Annotated in this window: 13 protein-coding genes; 9 read left to right on the forward strand and 4 right to left on the reverse strand. The window is 71.2% G+C overall.

Translation table 11 applies throughout. The features are described 5' to 3' along the window. Positions 1-162: 162 nt before the first annotated feature. Entirely contained in the window at positions 163-804 is a 642-nt protein-coding gene (locus tag ACIOD2_RS10070; RefSeq protein ID WP_400536447.1) for a dTMP kinase, read from the forward strand. Here the strand turns inward: ACIOD2_RS10070 and solA are convergent. The 3 genes from solA to ACIOD2_RS10085 form a co-directional block, all read right to left on the reverse strand. Further along, entirely contained in the window at positions 801-1,943 is a 1,143-nt protein-coding gene (gene solA, locus ACIOD2_RS10075; RefSeq protein ID WP_400536448.1) for an N-methyl-L-tryptophan oxidase, read from the reverse strand. The two genes, ACIOD2_RS10070 and solA, sit on opposite strands and share 4 nt — an antisense overlap. After that, a complete protein-coding gene (locus tag ACIOD2_RS10080) occupies positions 1,940-4,123 on the reverse strand; it encodes an FAD-dependent oxidoreductase (RefSeq protein WP_400536449.1) in 2,184 nt (727 codons plus the stop codon). Before ACIOD2_RS10080 ends, solA begins: the two co-directional genes overlap by 4 nt. Positions 4,124-4,210: 87 nt before the next feature. Continuing rightward, positions 4,211-4,660, reverse strand: coding sequence for a hypothetical protein (locus ACIOD2_RS10085; protein ID WP_400536450.1), 450 nt, complete (start codon positions 4,658-4,660; stop codon positions 4,211-4,213). 64 nt (positions 4,661-4,724) lie between these two features. Between ACIOD2_RS10085 and ACIOD2_RS10090 the strand changes: the two genes are divergently transcribed. Further along, a complete protein-coding gene (locus tag ACIOD2_RS10090) occupies positions 4,725-5,687 on the forward strand; it encodes a helix-turn-helix transcriptional regulator (protein WP_400536451.1) in 963 nt (320 codons plus the stop codon). Positions 5,688-5,693: 6 nt separating this feature from the next. On the opposite strand, the gene ACIOD2_RS10095 is transcribed toward ACIOD2_RS10090, so the two are convergent. Continuing rightward, the gene (locus ACIOD2_RS10095; RefSeq protein WP_400536452.1) at positions 5,694-6,479 is read right to left on the reverse strand and encodes an IclR family transcriptional regulator; all 786 of its coding nucleotides are present in this window, start codon (positions 6,477-6,479) and stop codon (positions 5,694-5,696) included. A 164-nt stretch (positions 6,480-6,643) separates the two neighbouring features. Here ACIOD2_RS10095 and ACIOD2_RS10100 point away from each other — a divergent pair, with 164 nt between their 5' ends. The 7 genes from ACIOD2_RS10100 to secA all read left to right on the forward strand — a co-directional run bounded on the left by ACIOD2_RS10100 (position 6,644) and on the right by secA (position 17,096). Next, on the forward strand, positions 6,644-6,961 hold the full coding sequence (locus ACIOD2_RS10100; RefSeq protein WP_323323265.1) for a bifunctional 3-phenylpropionate/cinnamic acid dioxygenase ferredoxin subunit: 318 nt from the start codon (positions 6,644-6,646) through the stop codon (positions 6,959-6,961). A 178-nt stretch (positions 6,962-7,139) separates the two neighbouring features. Further along, positions 7,140-7,817 carry an MtrAB system response regulator MtrA gene (gene mtrA, locus ACIOD2_RS10105; RefSeq protein WP_005150760.1) on the forward strand — a complete coding sequence of 226 codons (678 nt, stop codon included), beginning with the start codon at positions 7,140-7,142 and terminating at the stop codon, positions 7,815-7,817. Between the two features lie 7 nt (positions 7,818-7,824). Next, on the forward strand, positions 7,825-9,549 hold the full coding sequence (gene mtrB / locus ACIOD2_RS10110) for an MtrAB system histidine kinase MtrB (RefSeq protein WP_400536453.1): 1,725 nt from the start codon (positions 7,825-7,827) through the stop codon (positions 9,547-9,549). Then, complete coding sequence (locus ACIOD2_RS10115; protein WP_400536454.1) at positions 9,546-11,258, forward strand: LpqB family beta-propeller domain-containing protein; 1,713 nt, start codon at positions 9,546-9,548, stop codon at positions 11,256-11,258. Before mtrB ends, ACIOD2_RS10115 begins: the two co-directional genes overlap by 4 nt. An 897-nt stretch (positions 11,259-12,155) precedes the next feature. After that, positions 12,156-12,479, forward strand: a complete 324-nt coding sequence (locus ACIOD2_RS10120) for a hypothetical protein (RefSeq protein WP_400536455.1) — start codon at positions 12,156-12,158, stop codon at positions 12,477-12,479. Between the two features lie 839 nt (positions 12,480-13,318). Further along, positions 13,319-14,005, forward strand: a complete 687-nt coding sequence (hpf, locus tag ACIOD2_RS10125; RefSeq protein ID WP_400536456.1) for a ribosome hibernation-promoting factor, HPF/YfiA family — start codon at positions 13,319-13,321, stop codon at positions 14,003-14,005. Between the two features lie 205 nt (positions 14,006-14,210). Continuing rightward, entirely contained in the window at positions 14,211-17,096 is a 2,886-nt protein-coding gene (gene secA / locus ACIOD2_RS10130; RefSeq protein ID WP_400536457.1) for a preprotein translocase subunit SecA, read from the forward strand. Positions 17,097-17,168: the final 72 nt, after the last annotated feature.

Genomic DNA, 17,168 nt, shown 5'->3' on the forward strand with positions numbered 1-17,168 from the left:
CGGGCTCGGCGTCGATCCCTTCCACCGAGCCCGCCGGTCCACCACCATTACTGTGCCGTTCGTTACTAATCCGACCACAGTCACGGCCGATGGCCTCGTAGCAACGGTCACTTGTCGCTCGAGGGTCGGCCTGCTTTTGGCCGGATTAGTACTGTGTGCCGCATGGGGCGACTCGTGGTCATCGAAGGGCTCGACGGCGCGGGCAAGCGCACGCTGACCGAAGGGCTGACGAACGCGTTGCGCGCGAAGGGCGCGAGCGTGGCGAAGCTGGCTTTCCCGCGCTACGGCGAGAGCGTGCACGCGGACCTCGTCAAGGAGGCGCTGCACCGCGGCCACGGCGACCTCGCCGACTCGGTCTACGGCATGGCCGTGCTCTACGCGCTGGACCGCAGCGGTGCCGCCGACGAGATCCGCGCGCTGCGTGACGCGCACGACGTCGTCCTGCTCGACCGCTACGTCGCGTCCAACGCCGCGTACGCGGCCGCGCGCCTGCGCCAGGACGCGGCCGGCGACGTCGTGAAGTGGGTGTGGGAGCTGGAGGTCGGCCGCTTCGGCCTGCCCCGCCCGGACGCGCACCTGCTGCTGCGGGTCGCCGCGTCGGTCGCGGCGGAGCGCGCCGAACGCCGGGCGGCGGCCGAGACCGACCGCGAGCGCGACGCGTTCGAGACCGACGACGGCCTGCAGCGGCGCTGCGCGGCGGTGTACGACGAGCTGGCCGCCACGGGCTGGCTCGCGCCGTGGCACGTCCTGGACGGCGTCGCGGGCGTCGACCAGGAGTCCCTCGCCGCGACGCTGCTCGGCTAAGCGCTCTTCGGCTGGGAGAGCCGCGCCGGGTCGAACTGCGCGATCGGGTGCGCGGTGGCGCCGTCGACCACCAGGTCCGCGACGATCTCCCCGACGACGGGCGCGAACTTGAAACCGTGGCCGGAGAAGCCGCACGCCAGCACGACCCGGTCCTCGGCCGGGTGCGGGGCCAGCACGAAGCTCTCGTCCGCCGTGTCGGTGTACATGCAGGTCACCGCGCGCAGGAATCCGCCGGGCAGGGTCGGCAGGTGGCGCTTGACGACGGTGGCGATCTCGTGGACCTCGTCGTCGGACACCGTCCGGTCGACGCCGTCGGGTGCGCACGTCCGGCCGCCGCTGTGGAACGCCACCTTCACGCCGTCACCGGGCGCGTTGTGCGCCGGGAAGCCGTAGAACGTGTAGCCGTCGCCTTCCCAGATGTAGACGGGGTGCCGTCGGAACGGCTCGACCCCGCCTGAAGGCGCGAACCAGAACTGCACCTGCCGGCGCACGGTGAACTCGACGCCGAGATCGCCCAGCAGCTCGGCGGCCCACGCGCCGGGGCACAGCACGAGCCGGTCGGCCGTGTAGTAGTTGTGCGACGTCCCGACGCGCACGCCACCGGCCATGGTGCTCCAGGTGAACACCTTCTCCTCGTGGTGCAGTTCGGCGCCGCACCGCGCGGCGAGCTGCAGGTGCGCGGCGACGCTGCCCTCGGGCGACACCAGCCCGGCGCCCGGCTCGTGGAGCGCGACTTCGTCGGAGGCGGGGGAGGTCGTCGGGAACCGGCGGCGCAGCTCGCGGGCGTCGAGCAGCTCGTGCGGGATGCCGAACGCCTTCGCGGACGCGACGCTGCCGGTGATCGTCCGCGACTCCGCCGTGCCGACCATGAGCCCGCCGCAGCGGGTGAACAGCCGGCGTCCGCTGTCGCGCTCGAGACCGTCCCAGAGTTCGTGCGCACGCAGCAGCAGCGGGACGTACTCGGGGCCTTCGAGGTAGGCCTGGCGCGTGATCCGCGAACCGCCGTGGCTCGACCCGCGGTTGTGCACGGGCGCGAACTGGTCGAGGCCGAGCACCCGCTGCCCGCGCTGGGCCAGCCGGTACGCGGCGGCGCTGCCCATCCCGCCGAGGCCGAGCACGATCACGTCGTAGTGCGTCAAACGACCCTCCCCGGGACCCGCGTGCCGAAGTACTCGATCTCCACCGCGATCCCCGGCACGCTGTACTCGACCGGCAGCCAGGCGTGGGCCAGCCCGTCGGCGGCGCTGGTGACGTGCCCGGCCGCGTGCCCCCGGACGTACACGGGTTCCTTGCCCAGCACGACGCCGTCGACGCTCAGCCGGGTCAACCGGCGGCCGGTGAGGGCGTCGCTACGACCGGCGAGGGCGTCGCGGCCGAGGAAGTAACCCTTGTCGAGCCGGACGAGGGACCCGAGCCCGGCTTCGTACGGATCGTGCTCGGCGGTGACGTCGACCCCCGGCACGGGGACCCCGGCCTCCAGCCGCAGGGCGGTGTACGCCTGATGTCCGGCGGCGGCGATCCCGCGTGCCCGCAGCGTTTCCCACAGGCGACGGCCCAAGTCCGCGGTGGTTTGGATTTCCCAGGACACAGTGGACAGTCGCAACGCGACGACCGGGACGTCTCCCACGTACGTCTCTTCGGCCGAGTAGTCCGTTGTGGACAGTTCGGGTAGGACGTCGTCGGCCAGCGGTCCCCGGACGTCGACGCAGCACGTCCCGGGGGTGGTCTCGTGGACCTGCACCGCCCCGTCGCCCGGCAGGTGCCGCCGCAGCCAGTCGAAGTCCAGCCGGCTGCCGGCGCCGACGTGGAACCGCTCGTCGCCCAGCCGGGCCACGGTCAGGGCGCCGCGCACCCCGCCGTCCTCGCCGAGCAGCAGCGTGCGGGTGACCGAGCCCGGCGGCTTCGCCAGGTCGTTGGTCGTCATGGCCTGCAGGAACGGCAGCGCGCCCGGGCCGGTGACGGCCAGGCGCGCCGCGGCGGTCAGGTCGAACATCGCGACGCGCTCGCGGGCCACGAGGGCCTCCGCGGTCCCGATCGGCGACCAGTGCCGCGCGGCCCAGCCGTCGCGGGCCGAGATGACGGGCAGGCTCTCGTTCGCCTGGTACCACTGCGGCCGCGCCCAGCCGTCCGACGGCAGGAAGCACGCGCCGAGAGCCGTCTGCTGCTCGAAAAACGGACCGTTCCGCAGTGGCTGTTCGCGGGGTGCCAGCGGGTGGACGATCTCGTGGGCCTCCGCGAACGGGCGGCCCCGCGCGGAAACGCGGTCGAACCGGGCCAGGTCGCAGCCGTGGACGGCGAGCGACGGCTGCCCGTCGACGAGCCAGCGCGCCAGCTCGCGCGCGACCCCGGCGGAGTGCTCGTGCCGGACGGCCTCGGCCACCCAGAAACCCTCGAGGTCCGGATGCTCGCCCAGCAGCGGCCGGCCGTCCGGGGTGCCCGGGAGCACCACGGTCGTCACGGTCTCGGCCTTGGCGTCGCGCAGCGCGGGCAGCAGGATGGCCGCCGCCTCCCACGCCGGTTCGAAGTCCTCCGAGCTGACCTCGAGCGCCCCGACGCCGAGCCGGTCGACGTGCTCGCGGACGTACAGCGCGCGGTCGTGGTGGCGCAGCACGGGCTTGCCCGCCTGCGCGTGGTCGTCGTTGTCCCCGGCCAGCTCGGCCAGCGGCGACGTCTGCGCGTACCGATGGGGCAGCGGCGTGTGCGGCACCGCCAGGCCGACGAGCCCGCCGGCCCCGGCGCACGACACGACGACGTCGGCGCGCAGCCGCCCGGAAGCCGTGACGACGCCGGTGACCCGCCCGCCGGCCCGGTCGATCGCCACGACGTCCTCGTCGAGGAACTTCGCGCCCCGCCCGGCGGCCCGCCGGGCCTGCGCTTCGGCCGCGTTGCGCGGGTCGGCGAGCCCGTCACCCGGGACGTGGAACCCGCCCAGGACCCGGGTTTCGTCGAGGAGGGGGTGCAGGTCCGCGCATTCGCGGGGCGTGCGCGGGAAGCCGCGCACGCCCCACGACGTCGCCCAGCCGTGCCGCCGCTTCAGGTCCTCGAGCCGCTCGGGTGTTGTCGCGATCTCCAGGCTGCCCACCGGGTTGAAGCACCACCGGCCGTCGACCGTCAGGCCGCTGTACTTCGCGACGGTGTACTTCGCGAACTCCGTCAGCGTGCGGTCCGCGTCCGTCCGGAACACCAGCCCGGGTGAGCCGGGCGCCTCGCCGCCGCCCAGCACGGTGACGTCGGTCCAGCCACGCTCGGTCAGCTCGTCGGCGAGCGCGCAGCCGACGAGGCCGGCGCCGAGGACGACCACCCGGGGCGGTGCGGCCATCGCGGGATCCCTCCGGGCGAAGTTGCGTCTTCGGCAACAACGTGCGTCATGCGCGACTTGCTGTCAAGCGCCCGAAAAGGTGCCGGTTCAGGCCCGGGTGAACTCCATGACCCAGTTGGATTCCCAGGTCTTCCCGCCGTCGGCGGAGAACTCCTGCTCCCATCGCGGCGACGGCCCGGTGGTGCCCGACCAGATGTAGTGCGCCCGGATGGGCCGCCCCTCGTGGGTGTCGTCGCCGTAGAAGTCACCGCGGTTGTCGGCGAACGTGCCGACGACCGGTGGCTGGAGCAGTCCGGTGCGGTCGTTGGCCCAGTAGATCGACCACTCCTTCCGGTCGACGTCGAACAGGCGGAGCGTGAAGCCGCGGAAGCCCCGGTCGGGGAAGAGGATCTCTTCGGTGTTGCCGCCGCCTTCGAAGATCGGCGCGCAGGTGGTGGTGCCGGGGAAGACGTCCCAGTCGTCGCCGCCGGCGAAGACGGTGCGAAGCCGCCGGCTGACGACGGTCCAGGAGCCGTGGAGGAAGTCGAAGTCGTTCATGCAGGTGATCCTGGGCCGTGATCACTGACACCTTCTGTCAGTGGTGGCTGGCAGACTTCGCCGCGTGCGTGCGAGCCGGCTGGTGTCCCTGCTTCTGCTGCTGCAGAACCACGGCCGGATGAGCGCGTCCCGGCTGGCCGCCGAGCTGGGCGTGACCGCCCGGACCGTCTACCGCGACGTCGAGGCGCTGGCCGCCGCGGGCGTCCCGATCTACGCCGAACCGGGCCCGGCCGGCGGCTACCAGCTGGTGGACGGCTACCGCACCCGGCTGACCGGCCTGACCGCCGACGAGGCCGAGTCGCTGTTCCTCACCGGCATGCCGCAGCCCGCCGCCGAGCTGGGGCTCGGCGCCCAGGTGGCCGCGGCCGAGCTGAAGCTGATGGCGGCGCTGCCGACGCCGTACCGGGACGCGTCGACGCGCATCCGGCAGCGCTTCCACCTCGACGCGCCCGGCTGGTACCGCGAAGCGGACCCGGTGCCGCAGCTGCTCGCCGCCGCGGAAGCCCTGTGGCAGGACCGGGTCGTCGAGGTCCGCTACCGCCGCTGGTCACCGCGCCCGGGTGTCGTGACGCGGCGGCTGCACCCGCTCGGCCTGGTCCTCAAGGCCGGCGTCTGGTACCTCGTCGCGTCCGGCCGGACCTACCGCGTCACGAACATCGAGGCGCTGACCCCGCTCGACGAGACGTTCACCCGGCCCGCCGGCTTCGACCTCGCGGAGTTCTGGCGGGAACACGTCGAGCGGTACGAGGAAGCGGACCTCGACGGGACGGCCGCCGTGCGGCTCTCACCGGCGGGAATCGCGGCCCTGCCGGACATCCTCGGCCCGAAGGCCGCCCGGCTCGTCTCGCGCACCCTCGAACCCGCGGACGCCGACGGCTGGCGGCGCGCGGCCGTCCCGCTGGAGAACGTGCCGCACGCCGCCGCCGGCCTGCTGCGGCTCGGCGCGGACGCGAAGGTGCTGGCGCCCCCGGAACTGGTGGCGCACATGGGAAGGACGATCCGGGCGATGGCCCGGCTCTACGACTAGTCCCGTTCAGTCCCGGAAGTAGCCCAGCTGCGCGGAAAGGTCGTCCGCCGCCTCGGTCATCGGCCGGACGATCTGCTTCACCCGCTGCTTCGAAAGCCGGTACGACGGCCCGGACGCGCTCATCGCGGCGACGACGTCGCCGCCCGGCCCGTGGATCGGCACCGCCACCGCGTGCATGCCGAGCTCGAACTCCTCGTAGCAGGCCGCGAAGCCGTCTTCGAGGATCCGTTCGAGCTCGGTCATCAGCTCGTCGGGCTCGACCGTCGTGCGCGGCGTGTACTGCTCCAGCTTCCGCTTCAGCACGCGCTTGCGTTCGGCTTCGGCCATGTAGGCCAAGAGGATCTTGCCGCTGGAGGTCGCGTGCAGCGGCGTCCGCTGGCCCGTCCAGTTCTGGGTGGTGATCGCGGCGGCCCCGCGGGCCTGGCTGATGTTGATCGCGACGCCGTCGTCGGCGATGGCGATGTTCACGGTCTCGCCGAGCTCCTCGGCGAGGCTCAGGCAGCTGGCGCGGCCGAGCTTGGCCAGGTCCATCCGCCCGGTCGCGGCGCCCGCCAGCCGCACGATGCCGAAGCCGATCGCGTACTTCCCGCGTTCCCCGAGCTGTTCGACCAGGCCTCTCGACTCCAGGACGCTGAGCAGGCGTGACGCCGTGGACTTGTGCACGCCCAGTTCGCCCGCGATCTCGGTGATGCCGGTTTCGCCGTTGCGGGCGAGCAGCTCCAGCACGCTGATCGCACGGTCGACCGACTGCACCTGGCTCTGAGTTGCGTTGCCCGAGTCCTGGTTCCGCATAGCGCAACACTATCCGTTTTGCGCCCTCCCTATCGGCTGGTCGGGCGAATCTCTTGACGCGACCGCCCGTCGAACCGGATTGTTGCGCAGGAAGCGCAGCGTCGCGCCATGCGCAACTTTCACCAACCGTCCCGGTTTCCTGTCATCCGTTCCCGGAGGCCCCGATGATCCGAGCCTGCGCCGTCGCCGACCTGCCCGAGGGGGAGTCCCTCCGCCTCGACGGGCCCGTCCCCATCGCCGTGTTCCACACCGAAGCCGGTTTCTTCGCCGTCGACGACACCTGCACCCACCAGGACGCATCCCTGGCCGACGGCTGGCTGGAGGGCTGCTTCGTCGAGTGCCCGCTGCACGCCGCGCAGTTCGACCTGCGCACCGGCGCGCCGACCTGCCTGCCGGCCAAGAAGGCCGTGCGCACGCACCGGGTGGCCGTCACCGACGGCGTCGTCTACGTGGACGCGCCCGTCCCCGCCGTGGCTCCCTGAGCCCTTCTCCCAGGTCCGTGAAGGCCACCTTGAGGGACTCAGAGTCCCTGAACGTGGCCTTCACGGACCGCCCAGCGGCACCCGGATGGAGCAGGGACCGGTGCGGATCTTGATCTTTCTGGTGGTCAAACACGCGGGTCGCGCGTCCGGCCGCCGGAACTAGTGCGAATATGTGGTCATGAAGGCACGTGTTCTCGTGGTCGACGACGACCCTGCACTCGCGGAGATGCTCACCATCGTGCTCCGTGGGGAGGGGTTCGACACGGCGGTGGTCGCCGACGGCTCACGCGCGCTTCCCGCGCTGCGTGAACTGAAGCCCGACCTCGTCCTGCTCGACCTGATGCTGCCCGGGATGAACGGGATCGACGTCTGCAAGGCGATCCGCGCCGAGTCCGGGGTGCCGATCGTCATGCTCACCGCCAAGAGCGACACCGTCGACATCGTCCTCGGCCTGGAGTCCGGCGCCGACGACTACGTCGTCAAGCCGTTCAAGCCGAAGGAACTGGTCGCCCGGGTTCGCGCCCGGATGCGCCGCACCGAGGCCGAGCCGGCGGAGTCGCTCACGATCGGCGACCTGGCGATCGACGTGCCGGGCCACGAGGTCACCCGTGAGGGCAAGGCCATCCCGCTGACCCCGCTGGAGTTCGACCTGCTGGTGGCGCTGGCCCGCAAGCCGCGTCAGGTGTTCACCCGCGAGGTGCTGCTCGAGCAGGTCTGGGGCTACCGGCACGCGGCCGACACCCGCCTGGTGAACGTGCACGTCCAGCGGCTCCGCTCGAAGGTCGAGAAGGACCCGGAACACCCCGAGGTGGTGTTGACCGTTCGTGGCGTCGGGTACAAGGCCGGACCGCCGTGATGGCTCCATGACGACGGAGACCGGCAGACGGCTCCCCGCGTTCGCGCGTTCGACGGCACGCCTGGTGCGGCGTGTCGTCGTTTTCACGCGCCGTCGCGCGGTCGCGTTCAACGAGCTGTGGAAGCACTCGCTCCAGTTCCGCGTGACCGTCTCGACGCTCGCGCTGTCCTCGGCCGTGGTGTTCGTGCTGGGCATGGTCCTGCAGAACCAGATCACCGAACGGCTGCTGGACACCAAGCGCGACGCCGCCACCGCGCAGACCCGCGCGGCCGCGGAGACCGCCGCCGGTGAGCTGGTCGGCCTCGGCGGCGAGACGCCGGACGCGATGCGCAACCGCCTCGAAAACGCGTTGAAGAAGATCGCGATCACGCCGACCAGCCAGGACGCGGCGGGTTCGGCGGCGGGCACGTTCATCCCCGTGCTCGCCAGCGGCGGCCACGACCAGTCCCGCGACGAGCCCTCGTTCGCCGGGCCGTTCGAGAACGTGCCGCCCCGGCTGCGGCAGTTCGTCGAGGCCGAGCAGACGAGCTACCTCGAGCACACCGTCCCGGACGCGAACGGCGGGCGCACGACGTACCTGATCGTCGGCACGCCGCTCAAGACCGTCGCGGTCCCGCTGCAGCTGTACCTGCTGTTCCCGTTGACGACCGAGCAGAACACCGTCTCGACCGTGCAGAACACGCTGCTGGTCGGCGGCCTCGTCCTGCTGCTCCTGCTGGCCGGCATCACGAACCTGGTGGTGCGGCAGGTGGTGCGGCCGGTCCGGTCGGCCGCCGCGGCGGCGGAGCAGTTCGCCGGCGGCGACCTCGACCAGCGCCTGGCCGTGATCGGCGAGGACGACCTGGCCAAGCTCGCCGGGTCCTACAACGGCATGGCCGCCAGCATCCAGCGCCAGATCCGCCAGCTCGAGGAGTTCGGCGGGCTGCAGCGCCGGTTCACCTCCGACGTCTCGCACGAGCTGCGGACCCCGCTGACCACCGTCCGGATGGCCGCCGACGTGCTGCACGCCTCCCGCGAGCAGTTCCCGGCCGGCCTCGCGCGGTCCACCGAGCTGCTGGTCGACGAGCTCGACCGGTTCGAGGCCCTGCTCGGCGACCTGCTCGAGATCAGCAGGCTCGACGCCGGCGTCGAAGAGCTGTCGGCGGAGTTCATCGACGTCCGCCCGATCGCCACCCGCGCGGTCGAGCAGGTGCGGGTCATCGCCGGCAACGCGGGCAGCTCGGTCGAGCTCGTGCTGCCCGACGAGGACGTGCCCGCCGAGGTCGACTCGCGGCGCGTCGAGCGGATCCTGCGCAACCTGCTCGGCAACGCCGTCGACCACAGCGAGGGCAAGCCGGTGGTGCTCACCGTCGCGGCCGACGAAACCACCGTCGCCATCACGGTCCGGGACCACGGCGTCGGCCTGCGGACCGGCGAGGAGGGCCTGGTGTTCAACAGGTTCTGGCGCGCCGACCCGTCACGCAACCGGCGCACCGGCGGCACCGGGCTCGGCCTGGCCATCAGCCTGGAGGACGCGCGCCTGCACGGCGGCGAGCTCGACGCGTGGGGCGCGCCCGGCCGGGGCGCCTGTTTCCGGTTCACGTTCCCGCGTCACCAGGACATCCCCGCCGGGGAGCCGCCGCTGGCCCTGCCACCGCCGGACCACATCCCGGGCGAGGTGCCGCTCGGGATCATCGAGGTGACGCCGGCGCCGGAGGCGATCTTCGCCGAACGTGAGGAAGTCGGTCAGTGAAACGGGTTCTGCTCGCAGTGTTGTGCCTGGTGGTGCTGGCGGGCTGCGCCAACGTGCCGCTCGAGTCCCAGCCCGTCGTCGTCTCGGGGGAGCGCCAGGGCCAGGGCCAGAACGCCGAGGCGCCCGAACCCGAGCAGGGCATCGACTCGCTGACGCTGGTGCGCGAGTTCATCCGCGCCACGCTCAAGCCGGGCCAGAACAACGCGGCCGCCCGCGCCTACCTGGACGACCAGGGCCGGGCGAACTGGCGGCCCAGCCGCAGCCTGACGATCATCCAGGACACCTTCGGCACGGTCTACGACACCGAGCCGCAGCCGGACCCGAACACCCAGGTCGTCAACGTGCGCGGGATCGACATCGGCACGCTGGACCAGAACAGCTCGTTCGTGCCGGACTACAGCTCGGCGCTGCTCCACGTGAAGGTGCGCAAGCAGCAGAACGGCCAGTGGCGGATCGTCGACCCGCCCACCGACCTGTACGCGACCGAGGCCGACTTCAGCGAGAACTACACCGCGGTGCCGATCAGCTTCTACTCGGAGTCGTCCAACGCCTTCGTCCCGGACCGGCGCTACGTCGTGGCGAAACCGCAGTCCGGGCTGCCGGGCCGGGTGATGGACCTGCTGGTCGACGGCCCGTCCACGAGCCTGGCCGGGACGGTGAAGAACCTGCTCGGCGAGCCGGTGGAGATCGACACCAACGTCAAGAGCCTCGACGACGGGACGCTCGTGGTGCCCTTGACCGGGCTCACCGGCGTCGGCGAGAACATCCGGAACCTGATCGCCGCGCAGATCGTGCTTTCGCTGCAGTACGTGACGTCGGCGCGGATCCGGATCCTCGCCGACGGCGCCCCGCTGGTGCCGAACCACCCGGACTGGCGGCTGAACGAACTGCCCGCGTACGGCGCGTCGCTCTCGCTGAGCCTGGACCTGCCGGGGCTGATGACGGTCGACGGCCGCGTCCGCTCCCTGGGTGACGGCGCCCCGGTGCCCGGCCCGGTCGGCAACGGCGGCTACGACGTCGTCAGCGCGGCCCAGTCGACCGACGGCAAGCGCCTCGCGGTGGTCGACCGCACCGGCGGCCAGGTCCACCTGCGCATCGGCGACCTGGGCCGCGACCTGCCCCTGGTCAGCCTGGCCGGCAACACCCTGAGCCGCCCGACGTGGCGCCCCGGCGCGTCCGAGGTGTGGACGGTGGCCGACCAGCTGACGGTGGCCAGGATGGTGCTGACCCCGAACGGCCAGTGGACCCCCCTGACGGTCAACGCCACCGACCTGACCCAGCAGGGCGGCATCTCCGAGCTGCGCTTCTCCCGCGACGGCGCCCGCGTCGCCGCGGTGATCGCCGGCCAGCTGTGGGTGGCGTCGGTGGTCGGCGGCACCGGCGATTCGATCGCCCTGCGCGAGCCGCGGCACCTGCAGCCCCACGACCTCCAGAACGTCGTCGACGTCGACTGGCTGTCCCAGGACACGCTGGTCGCGGTGACGACGTCGACGTCCCAGCCGGTGATCAAGGTGACGGTGGACGGCCAGCGGATGGACGCGTTCAACAGCTCGAACCTGACACCCCCGGTCCACGGCGTCACGGCGGCCCCCAGCCGCCAGATCGTGGTGGCCGACGCGAGCGGCCTGTGGATCGCCTCGGTGCTGGGCGAGGTGTGGCGCCCGCAGAACCATTCGGCGAAGGACGCGGACCCCTTCTACCCGGGCTGATCACACTTTCGGGTGACCGGGTTCGACTGCGGCCCGGAAACTGTCGGTGGTGATGGGGACACTTTCCGTGTGTTCATCAAAGCGCTTCTCGAACTGCTGATCCCCAGCCGCTGCGCCGCCTGCGGAGCCCGCGGGGCGCCGTGCTGTGCTAGTTGTGCGGGCGTCTGGGGCGCGGCGAGGGAGGTCGTCCGCATGCCCACGGCGGGGTTGGTGCGGGTGTTCGCCCTGTCCCGATACCGCGGAGTGGGGCGGAGGTTGCTGATCGCGTACAAGGAGCGGGGGCGGCGAGATCTGGCGCCGTCGCTCGGGTGGGCTTTGGCGGAGGCGTTGGCGGTGTTGCCGTTGCAGGAAGCCGGTACCGGTGCCGCCGGGCATGGTGCCGGAACCGTTTCCGCAGGCAGGCCGCAGGACTCGGCGTTCGCCGCCGGAACCGTCTCCGGCGCTAGGTTGTCTGATCGAGCCCAGAGCACTGGATCCGGTGAGACCCACCGGCCCTCGGGACCGCTGCTCCGGGCCGGAACCGCTTTCGCCGACCGGCGGCAGAACCATTCCCCGAGTACTGAATCCGGTGGGATCCCCCGGTTGCCGGATTCGGCGCTCGACATCCGGGCCGCTTCCGCCGACTGGCCACCAGCGCAGATCCGGAGCAGCGAATCCGGTGAGGTCTGGCGGTCACCGGGCTCCGCGCGCAGCACCGGAACCGTTTCCGCCGATCGGCTACCGGGCCAGGTCGGCAGCAGCGGAATCGGTGAGAGCTACCTGCCGCCGGATCCGGCTCTCAGCACCGGGACCGCTTCTGCCGACCGACCCCAAGGCCATTCGCCGAGCACCCGACCGGCCTCCGCAGCGCGCAAACTCTGCCTGGTCCCGGCCCCCAGCCGCCCCTCTGCGTCCCGGGTGCGAGGCGGTCCCCACGTCGAACGCCTCGCGGAGGCCGCGGCAACCGCCCTGGCCGGCCGCGGCTTCGAAGTGGCCGTCGCACCCGCCCTCGAACTGGCCGGCAGCGCCCGCGACGCCGTCGGGCTCGGCCACGCCCAGCGCGCCGCCAACCTGGCCGGCCGCCTGCGGTTCCGCCACGCCGGACGCCCGCCACCCGGCTTCCCGGTGGTGGTCCTGGACGACGTGGTGACCACGGGCGCCACCGCCGCCGCATGCGCGCACGCACTGGCGGCGGAAGGCATCGCGGTCTCGGCGGTCCTCGCCCTGCTCGCGGCCGGGTGAACCGCAATCGCCGAGTTCGATGAGCCGGCGATCAAGAGCCGTGGGCTGCACTTCGGCGAGCGGCAGTTCACCTGCGAGCGACTGGAGAATCGCTGAGCGCGCAGTCACAGGCGCGCTCCGGCAGGTAACTCAACCGACCTTCACGACCACCACCCTCGAGAAGCAGCTCACCGAGAAGGAACCACATCACCCGGTTTCCCCAGCTCACCAAGGGACCACGCACCCCACCAACCCCGCGCACAACACCAACACCCGGCCACCGAACGCATCCACCCCCGCCGACCCCCGCGCCCGGGTGACCCGGGTGTCACCTACACGAGTGACATCCGGCGGGAACGCGAGCAGGTCCGCGGCCGTTGTCCGGGCATGAGGGTGTCGATCAAGACCACTCGGCTGCCACACCACCCCACCGGGGTGGCGGCTGCGGCCGAACGGGCCGTCACCCTCGGCGCCCGTCCAGCTGAAGGGATGCGCCGTCCGTGTGACGCCACGGCAATCGGCGCGCGTCCGACCAGCGGGTGTTTTCTGGTGTTCACCCCCCGCTCACTGCGCGGGGTGACGGAGTCTCATTCCCCGACATCCCCCGGCTCGGGGGCTGTTGTAACGGGCGTGAGGAAGCTAACGTGCTCCGCTATCAGCAATCCCCGCAGGCAGGGAGGTGACGAGCCCATGTCCCTGGCGCCGGAGGTGCGCTGAGTCCGCGCTCGGGCATCCGGCACGAGACGTCGTGAACCGATCCGAGTTCCTTCTCAGCCCGCGATCCGGGCTTACGTCCCCGCAATACCGGCGCCGTGTGTGAACTCAACAGCTCGCAGTCATCTCAGCGAGGGAGGTCGTGTATGGACATCGTCGTTAAGGGCCGCAACGTGGAGGTGCCCGACCACTATCGGGCACTCGTCAGCGAAAAGCTGGCCCGCCTCGAGCGCTACGACAGGAAAGTCATCCGGTACGACGTGGAGCTGTTCCACGAACCCAATCGTCGCCAGGCCAAGAGCTGCCAGCGCGTCGAAATCACCGGAAAGGGGCGTGGCCCGGCCGTACGCGCTGAAGCGTGTGCCGCCGACTTCTACGCAGCGCTCGATTCCGCAGTCACGAAGCTGGAGAACCGGCTGCGGAGGACACACGACCGGAGGCGCGTGCACTACGGGCGCAGCCGTCCGGAGTCGGTCGCCGAAGCGACCTCGGCACTGCCGGGTGGTACCTCCCCGGCCGCAGCCGGTCCCGCCGCGCGTACCGCGGTGTTGGACGCACCCGAAGCCGAACCGCAGATCAACGGCTTCGCGAGTGCCGACGAGATCACCCTGCCCCAGCAGCAGAGCTGGGCCGACGACGACCTGGGCCACCAGCCCGGCCGCGTCGTCCGCGAGAAGCAGCACACCGCTGATCCGATGACGGTGGACCAGGCTCTCTACGAGATGGAGCTGGTCGGCCACGACTTCTACCTCTTCAACGACTCCGACGCGGGGCGGCCCAGCGTGGTCTACCGGCGGAAAGGCTTCGACTACGGCGTGATCCGGCTCGGCTGAGCCGGCTCTAAGGAGGCCTCCGCCGATGGCCCGCACGCGCCCGCGTGCGGGCCATCCGCATGTCAGGACGTACGGCGTGTGCACACCACGCCCCGGGTTCCCTACGATGGGGTGGAACGGTGGCGCCGACCACGGCCGCCGCCGTGGGAGAACCTGCCCGGGACCGGCCTGGGCGCGCTCATGATCAGCTAGTGAGGTCGACCGGATGGTGCTGAACCGCCTGCTCCGCGCGGGCGAGGGCAAGATGGTGAAGCGGCTGCGCAACATCGCCGATCACATCAACACCCTCGAAGACGACGTCAAGGACCTGACCGACGCCGAGCTGCGGGCCAAGACGGACGAGTTCCGCAAGCGGCACGCGGACGGGGAGTCCCTGGACGACCTGCTGCCGGAGGCCTTCGCGGTCGCCCGGGAGGCGGCCAAGCGGGTGCTCGGCCAGCGGCACTTCGACGTCCAGCTGATGGGTGGCGCCGCCCTGCACCTGGGCCAGGTCGCCGAGATGAAGACCGGTGAGGGCAAGACCCTGACCTGCGTCCTCCCGGCCTACCTGAACGCCATCCCCGGCAAGGGCGTGCACGTCGTCACGACGAACGACTACCTGGCCAAGCGCGACTCGGAGTGGATGGGGCGCATCCACCGCTTCCTCGGCCTCGAGGTCGGCGTCATCCTGTCCGAGCAGGCGCCGGACGTCCGGCGCAGCCAGTACAACGCCGACATCACCTACGGCACGAACAACGAGTTCGGCTTCGACTACCTGCGTGACAACATGGCGTGGAGCCTCGACGACTGCGTGCAGCGCGGGCACCAGTTCGCCATCGTCGACGAGGTGGACTCGATCCTCATCGACGAGGCCAGGACGCCGCTGATCATCTCGGGCCCGGCGGACCAGTCGTCGCGCTGGTACGTCGAGTTCGCGCGGCTCGCCCCGCTGATGAACGGCATCGACACCACCACGATGGGGTCGCGCGAGCGGGTCGAGAAGACGAACCTGATCAACTCGAAGTACCACTACGAGGTCGACGTCCGGAAGCGCACGGTGGCCGTCACCGAGAAGGGCGTCCGGTTCGTCGAGGACCAGCTCGGCATCGAGAACCTCTACGAGGCCGCGAACACCCCGCTGGTCGGGTACCTGAACAACGCGCTGAAGGTCCAGGAGCTCTTCCACCGCGACAAGGACTACATCGTCCGCAACGGTGAGGTCGCGATCGTCGACGAGTTCACCGGCCGCGTGCTGCACGGCCGCCGCTACAACGAGGGCATGCACCAGGCGATCGAGGCGAAGGAAAAGGTCGAGATCAAGGCCGAGAACCAGACCCTCGCCACGATCACGCTGCAGAACTACTTCCGCCTCTACGGGAAGCTGTCCGGGATGACCGGTACGGCCGAGACCGAGGCCGCCGAGTTCCACCAGACCTACAAGCTGGGTGTGGTGCCGATCCCGACGAACCGCCCGATGGTCCGCGCCGACCAGCCGGACCTGATCTACAAGACCGAAGAGGCGAAGTACGAGGCGGTCGCCGAGGACATCGCCGAGCGGCACGAGAAGGGCCAGCCGGTCCTGGTCGGCACGACGAGCGTCGAGAAGTCCGAGCGCCTGTCGAAGCTGCTGGTCAAGCTGAGCGTGCCGCACGAGGTGCTGAACGCGAAGCACCACGACCGGGAGGCGCTGATCGTCGCCCGCGCCGGCCAGAAGGGCGCCGTCACGGTCGCCACGAACATGGCGGGCCGCGGTACCGACATCGTGCTGGGTGGCAACCCCGACCTGATCGCCGACCAGGTGCTGCGCGAGCAGGGCCTGGACCCGGTCGAGCACTCCGAGGAGTACGAGGCCGCCTGGCCCGCCATCCTGGAGAAGGTCAAGGAGGAGTCGAAGGCCGAGGCCGAGGTGGTTCGCGACGCGGGCGGCCTGTACGTGCTGGGCACCGAGCGGCACGAGTCGCGCCGCATCGACAACCAGCTCCGCGGCCGGTCCGGCCGTCAGGGCGACCCGGGCGAGTCCCGGTTCTACCTGTCGCTCGGTGACGAGCTGATGCGCCGCTTCAACGCGACGATGGTCGAGCGCGTCATGACGACCATGCGGCTGCCCGACGACGTGCCGATCGAGCACAAGATGGTCTCCAAGGCCATCAAGAGCGCGCAGACCCAGGTCGAGCAGATCAACATGGAGCAGCGCAAGGACGTCCTCAAGTACGACGAGGTCATGAACGAGCAGCGCAAGGTGATCTACGCCGAGCGCCACCGCGTGCTCGCCGGCGAGAGCCTGCGCGACCAGATCGAGGGCATGCTCGTCGACGTCGTCAACGCCTACGTGGACGGCGCGACGGCCAACGGCTACGCCGAGGACTGGGACCACGAGAAGCTGTGGACGGCGCTGAAGACGCTGTACCCGGTCAGCCTCGACTGGGACGACCTGCTCGAGGACGGTGACCTCGACGCGAACGGCCTGCGCGAGGCCTTGCTGCAGGACGCCCGCAGCGCCTACGACAAGCGTGAAGCGGAGATCAACGCGCTCGTCGGCCCGGACGGCATGCGGACCCTGGAGGGTCAGGTCATGCTGACCGTCCTGGACCGCAAGTGGCGTGAGCACCTCTACGAGATGGACTACCTCAAGCAGGGCATCGGCATGCGGGCGCTCGCGCAGCGCGACCCGCTGATCGAATACCAGCGCGAGGGCTTCGACATGTTCCGCGCGATGCTCGACTCGCTGAAGGAGGAGGCCGTCGGCTTCCTGTTCAACCTGCAGGTCGAGCGGGCCGAGGCGCCGCCCGCGGAGGACGCCGCCGCGCTGCCGGCGGGTGTCGGCTCCGGCAACGGCCAGGCCGTGCCGGAAGGCCGCCACGCGCGGCCGGCGCCGCCGCAGCCGCCGACGACCGACACCGAGTCCGTCCCGGCCGCGCTGCGCGGCAAGGGCCTCGGCGGCAACAACCAGCAGTCGGGGCTGACGCTGTCCGGCCCGGGTGAGGACGGCGAGGTCGAAGCGCACGCCGAAGAAGCCGGCGGCGGCGCCGGCGGAAGCGGTGCCACCCGCCGGGACCGCCGGGCCGCCCAGCGCGACGCGGCCAAGAAGGGCAAGAAGGGCCCGCGTCGCTGACGTGAGCCGTTGATGTGAACCGCTGAAGTGCCCGAAAGCCGGGGCGCGTGGAGTTTGTCCACGCGCCCCGGT

Source organism: Amycolatopsis sp. NPDC088138 (genome assembly GCF_044741685.1).
Lineage (GTDB): Bacteria > Actinomycetota > Actinomycetes > Mycobacteriales > Pseudonocardiaceae > Amycolatopsis.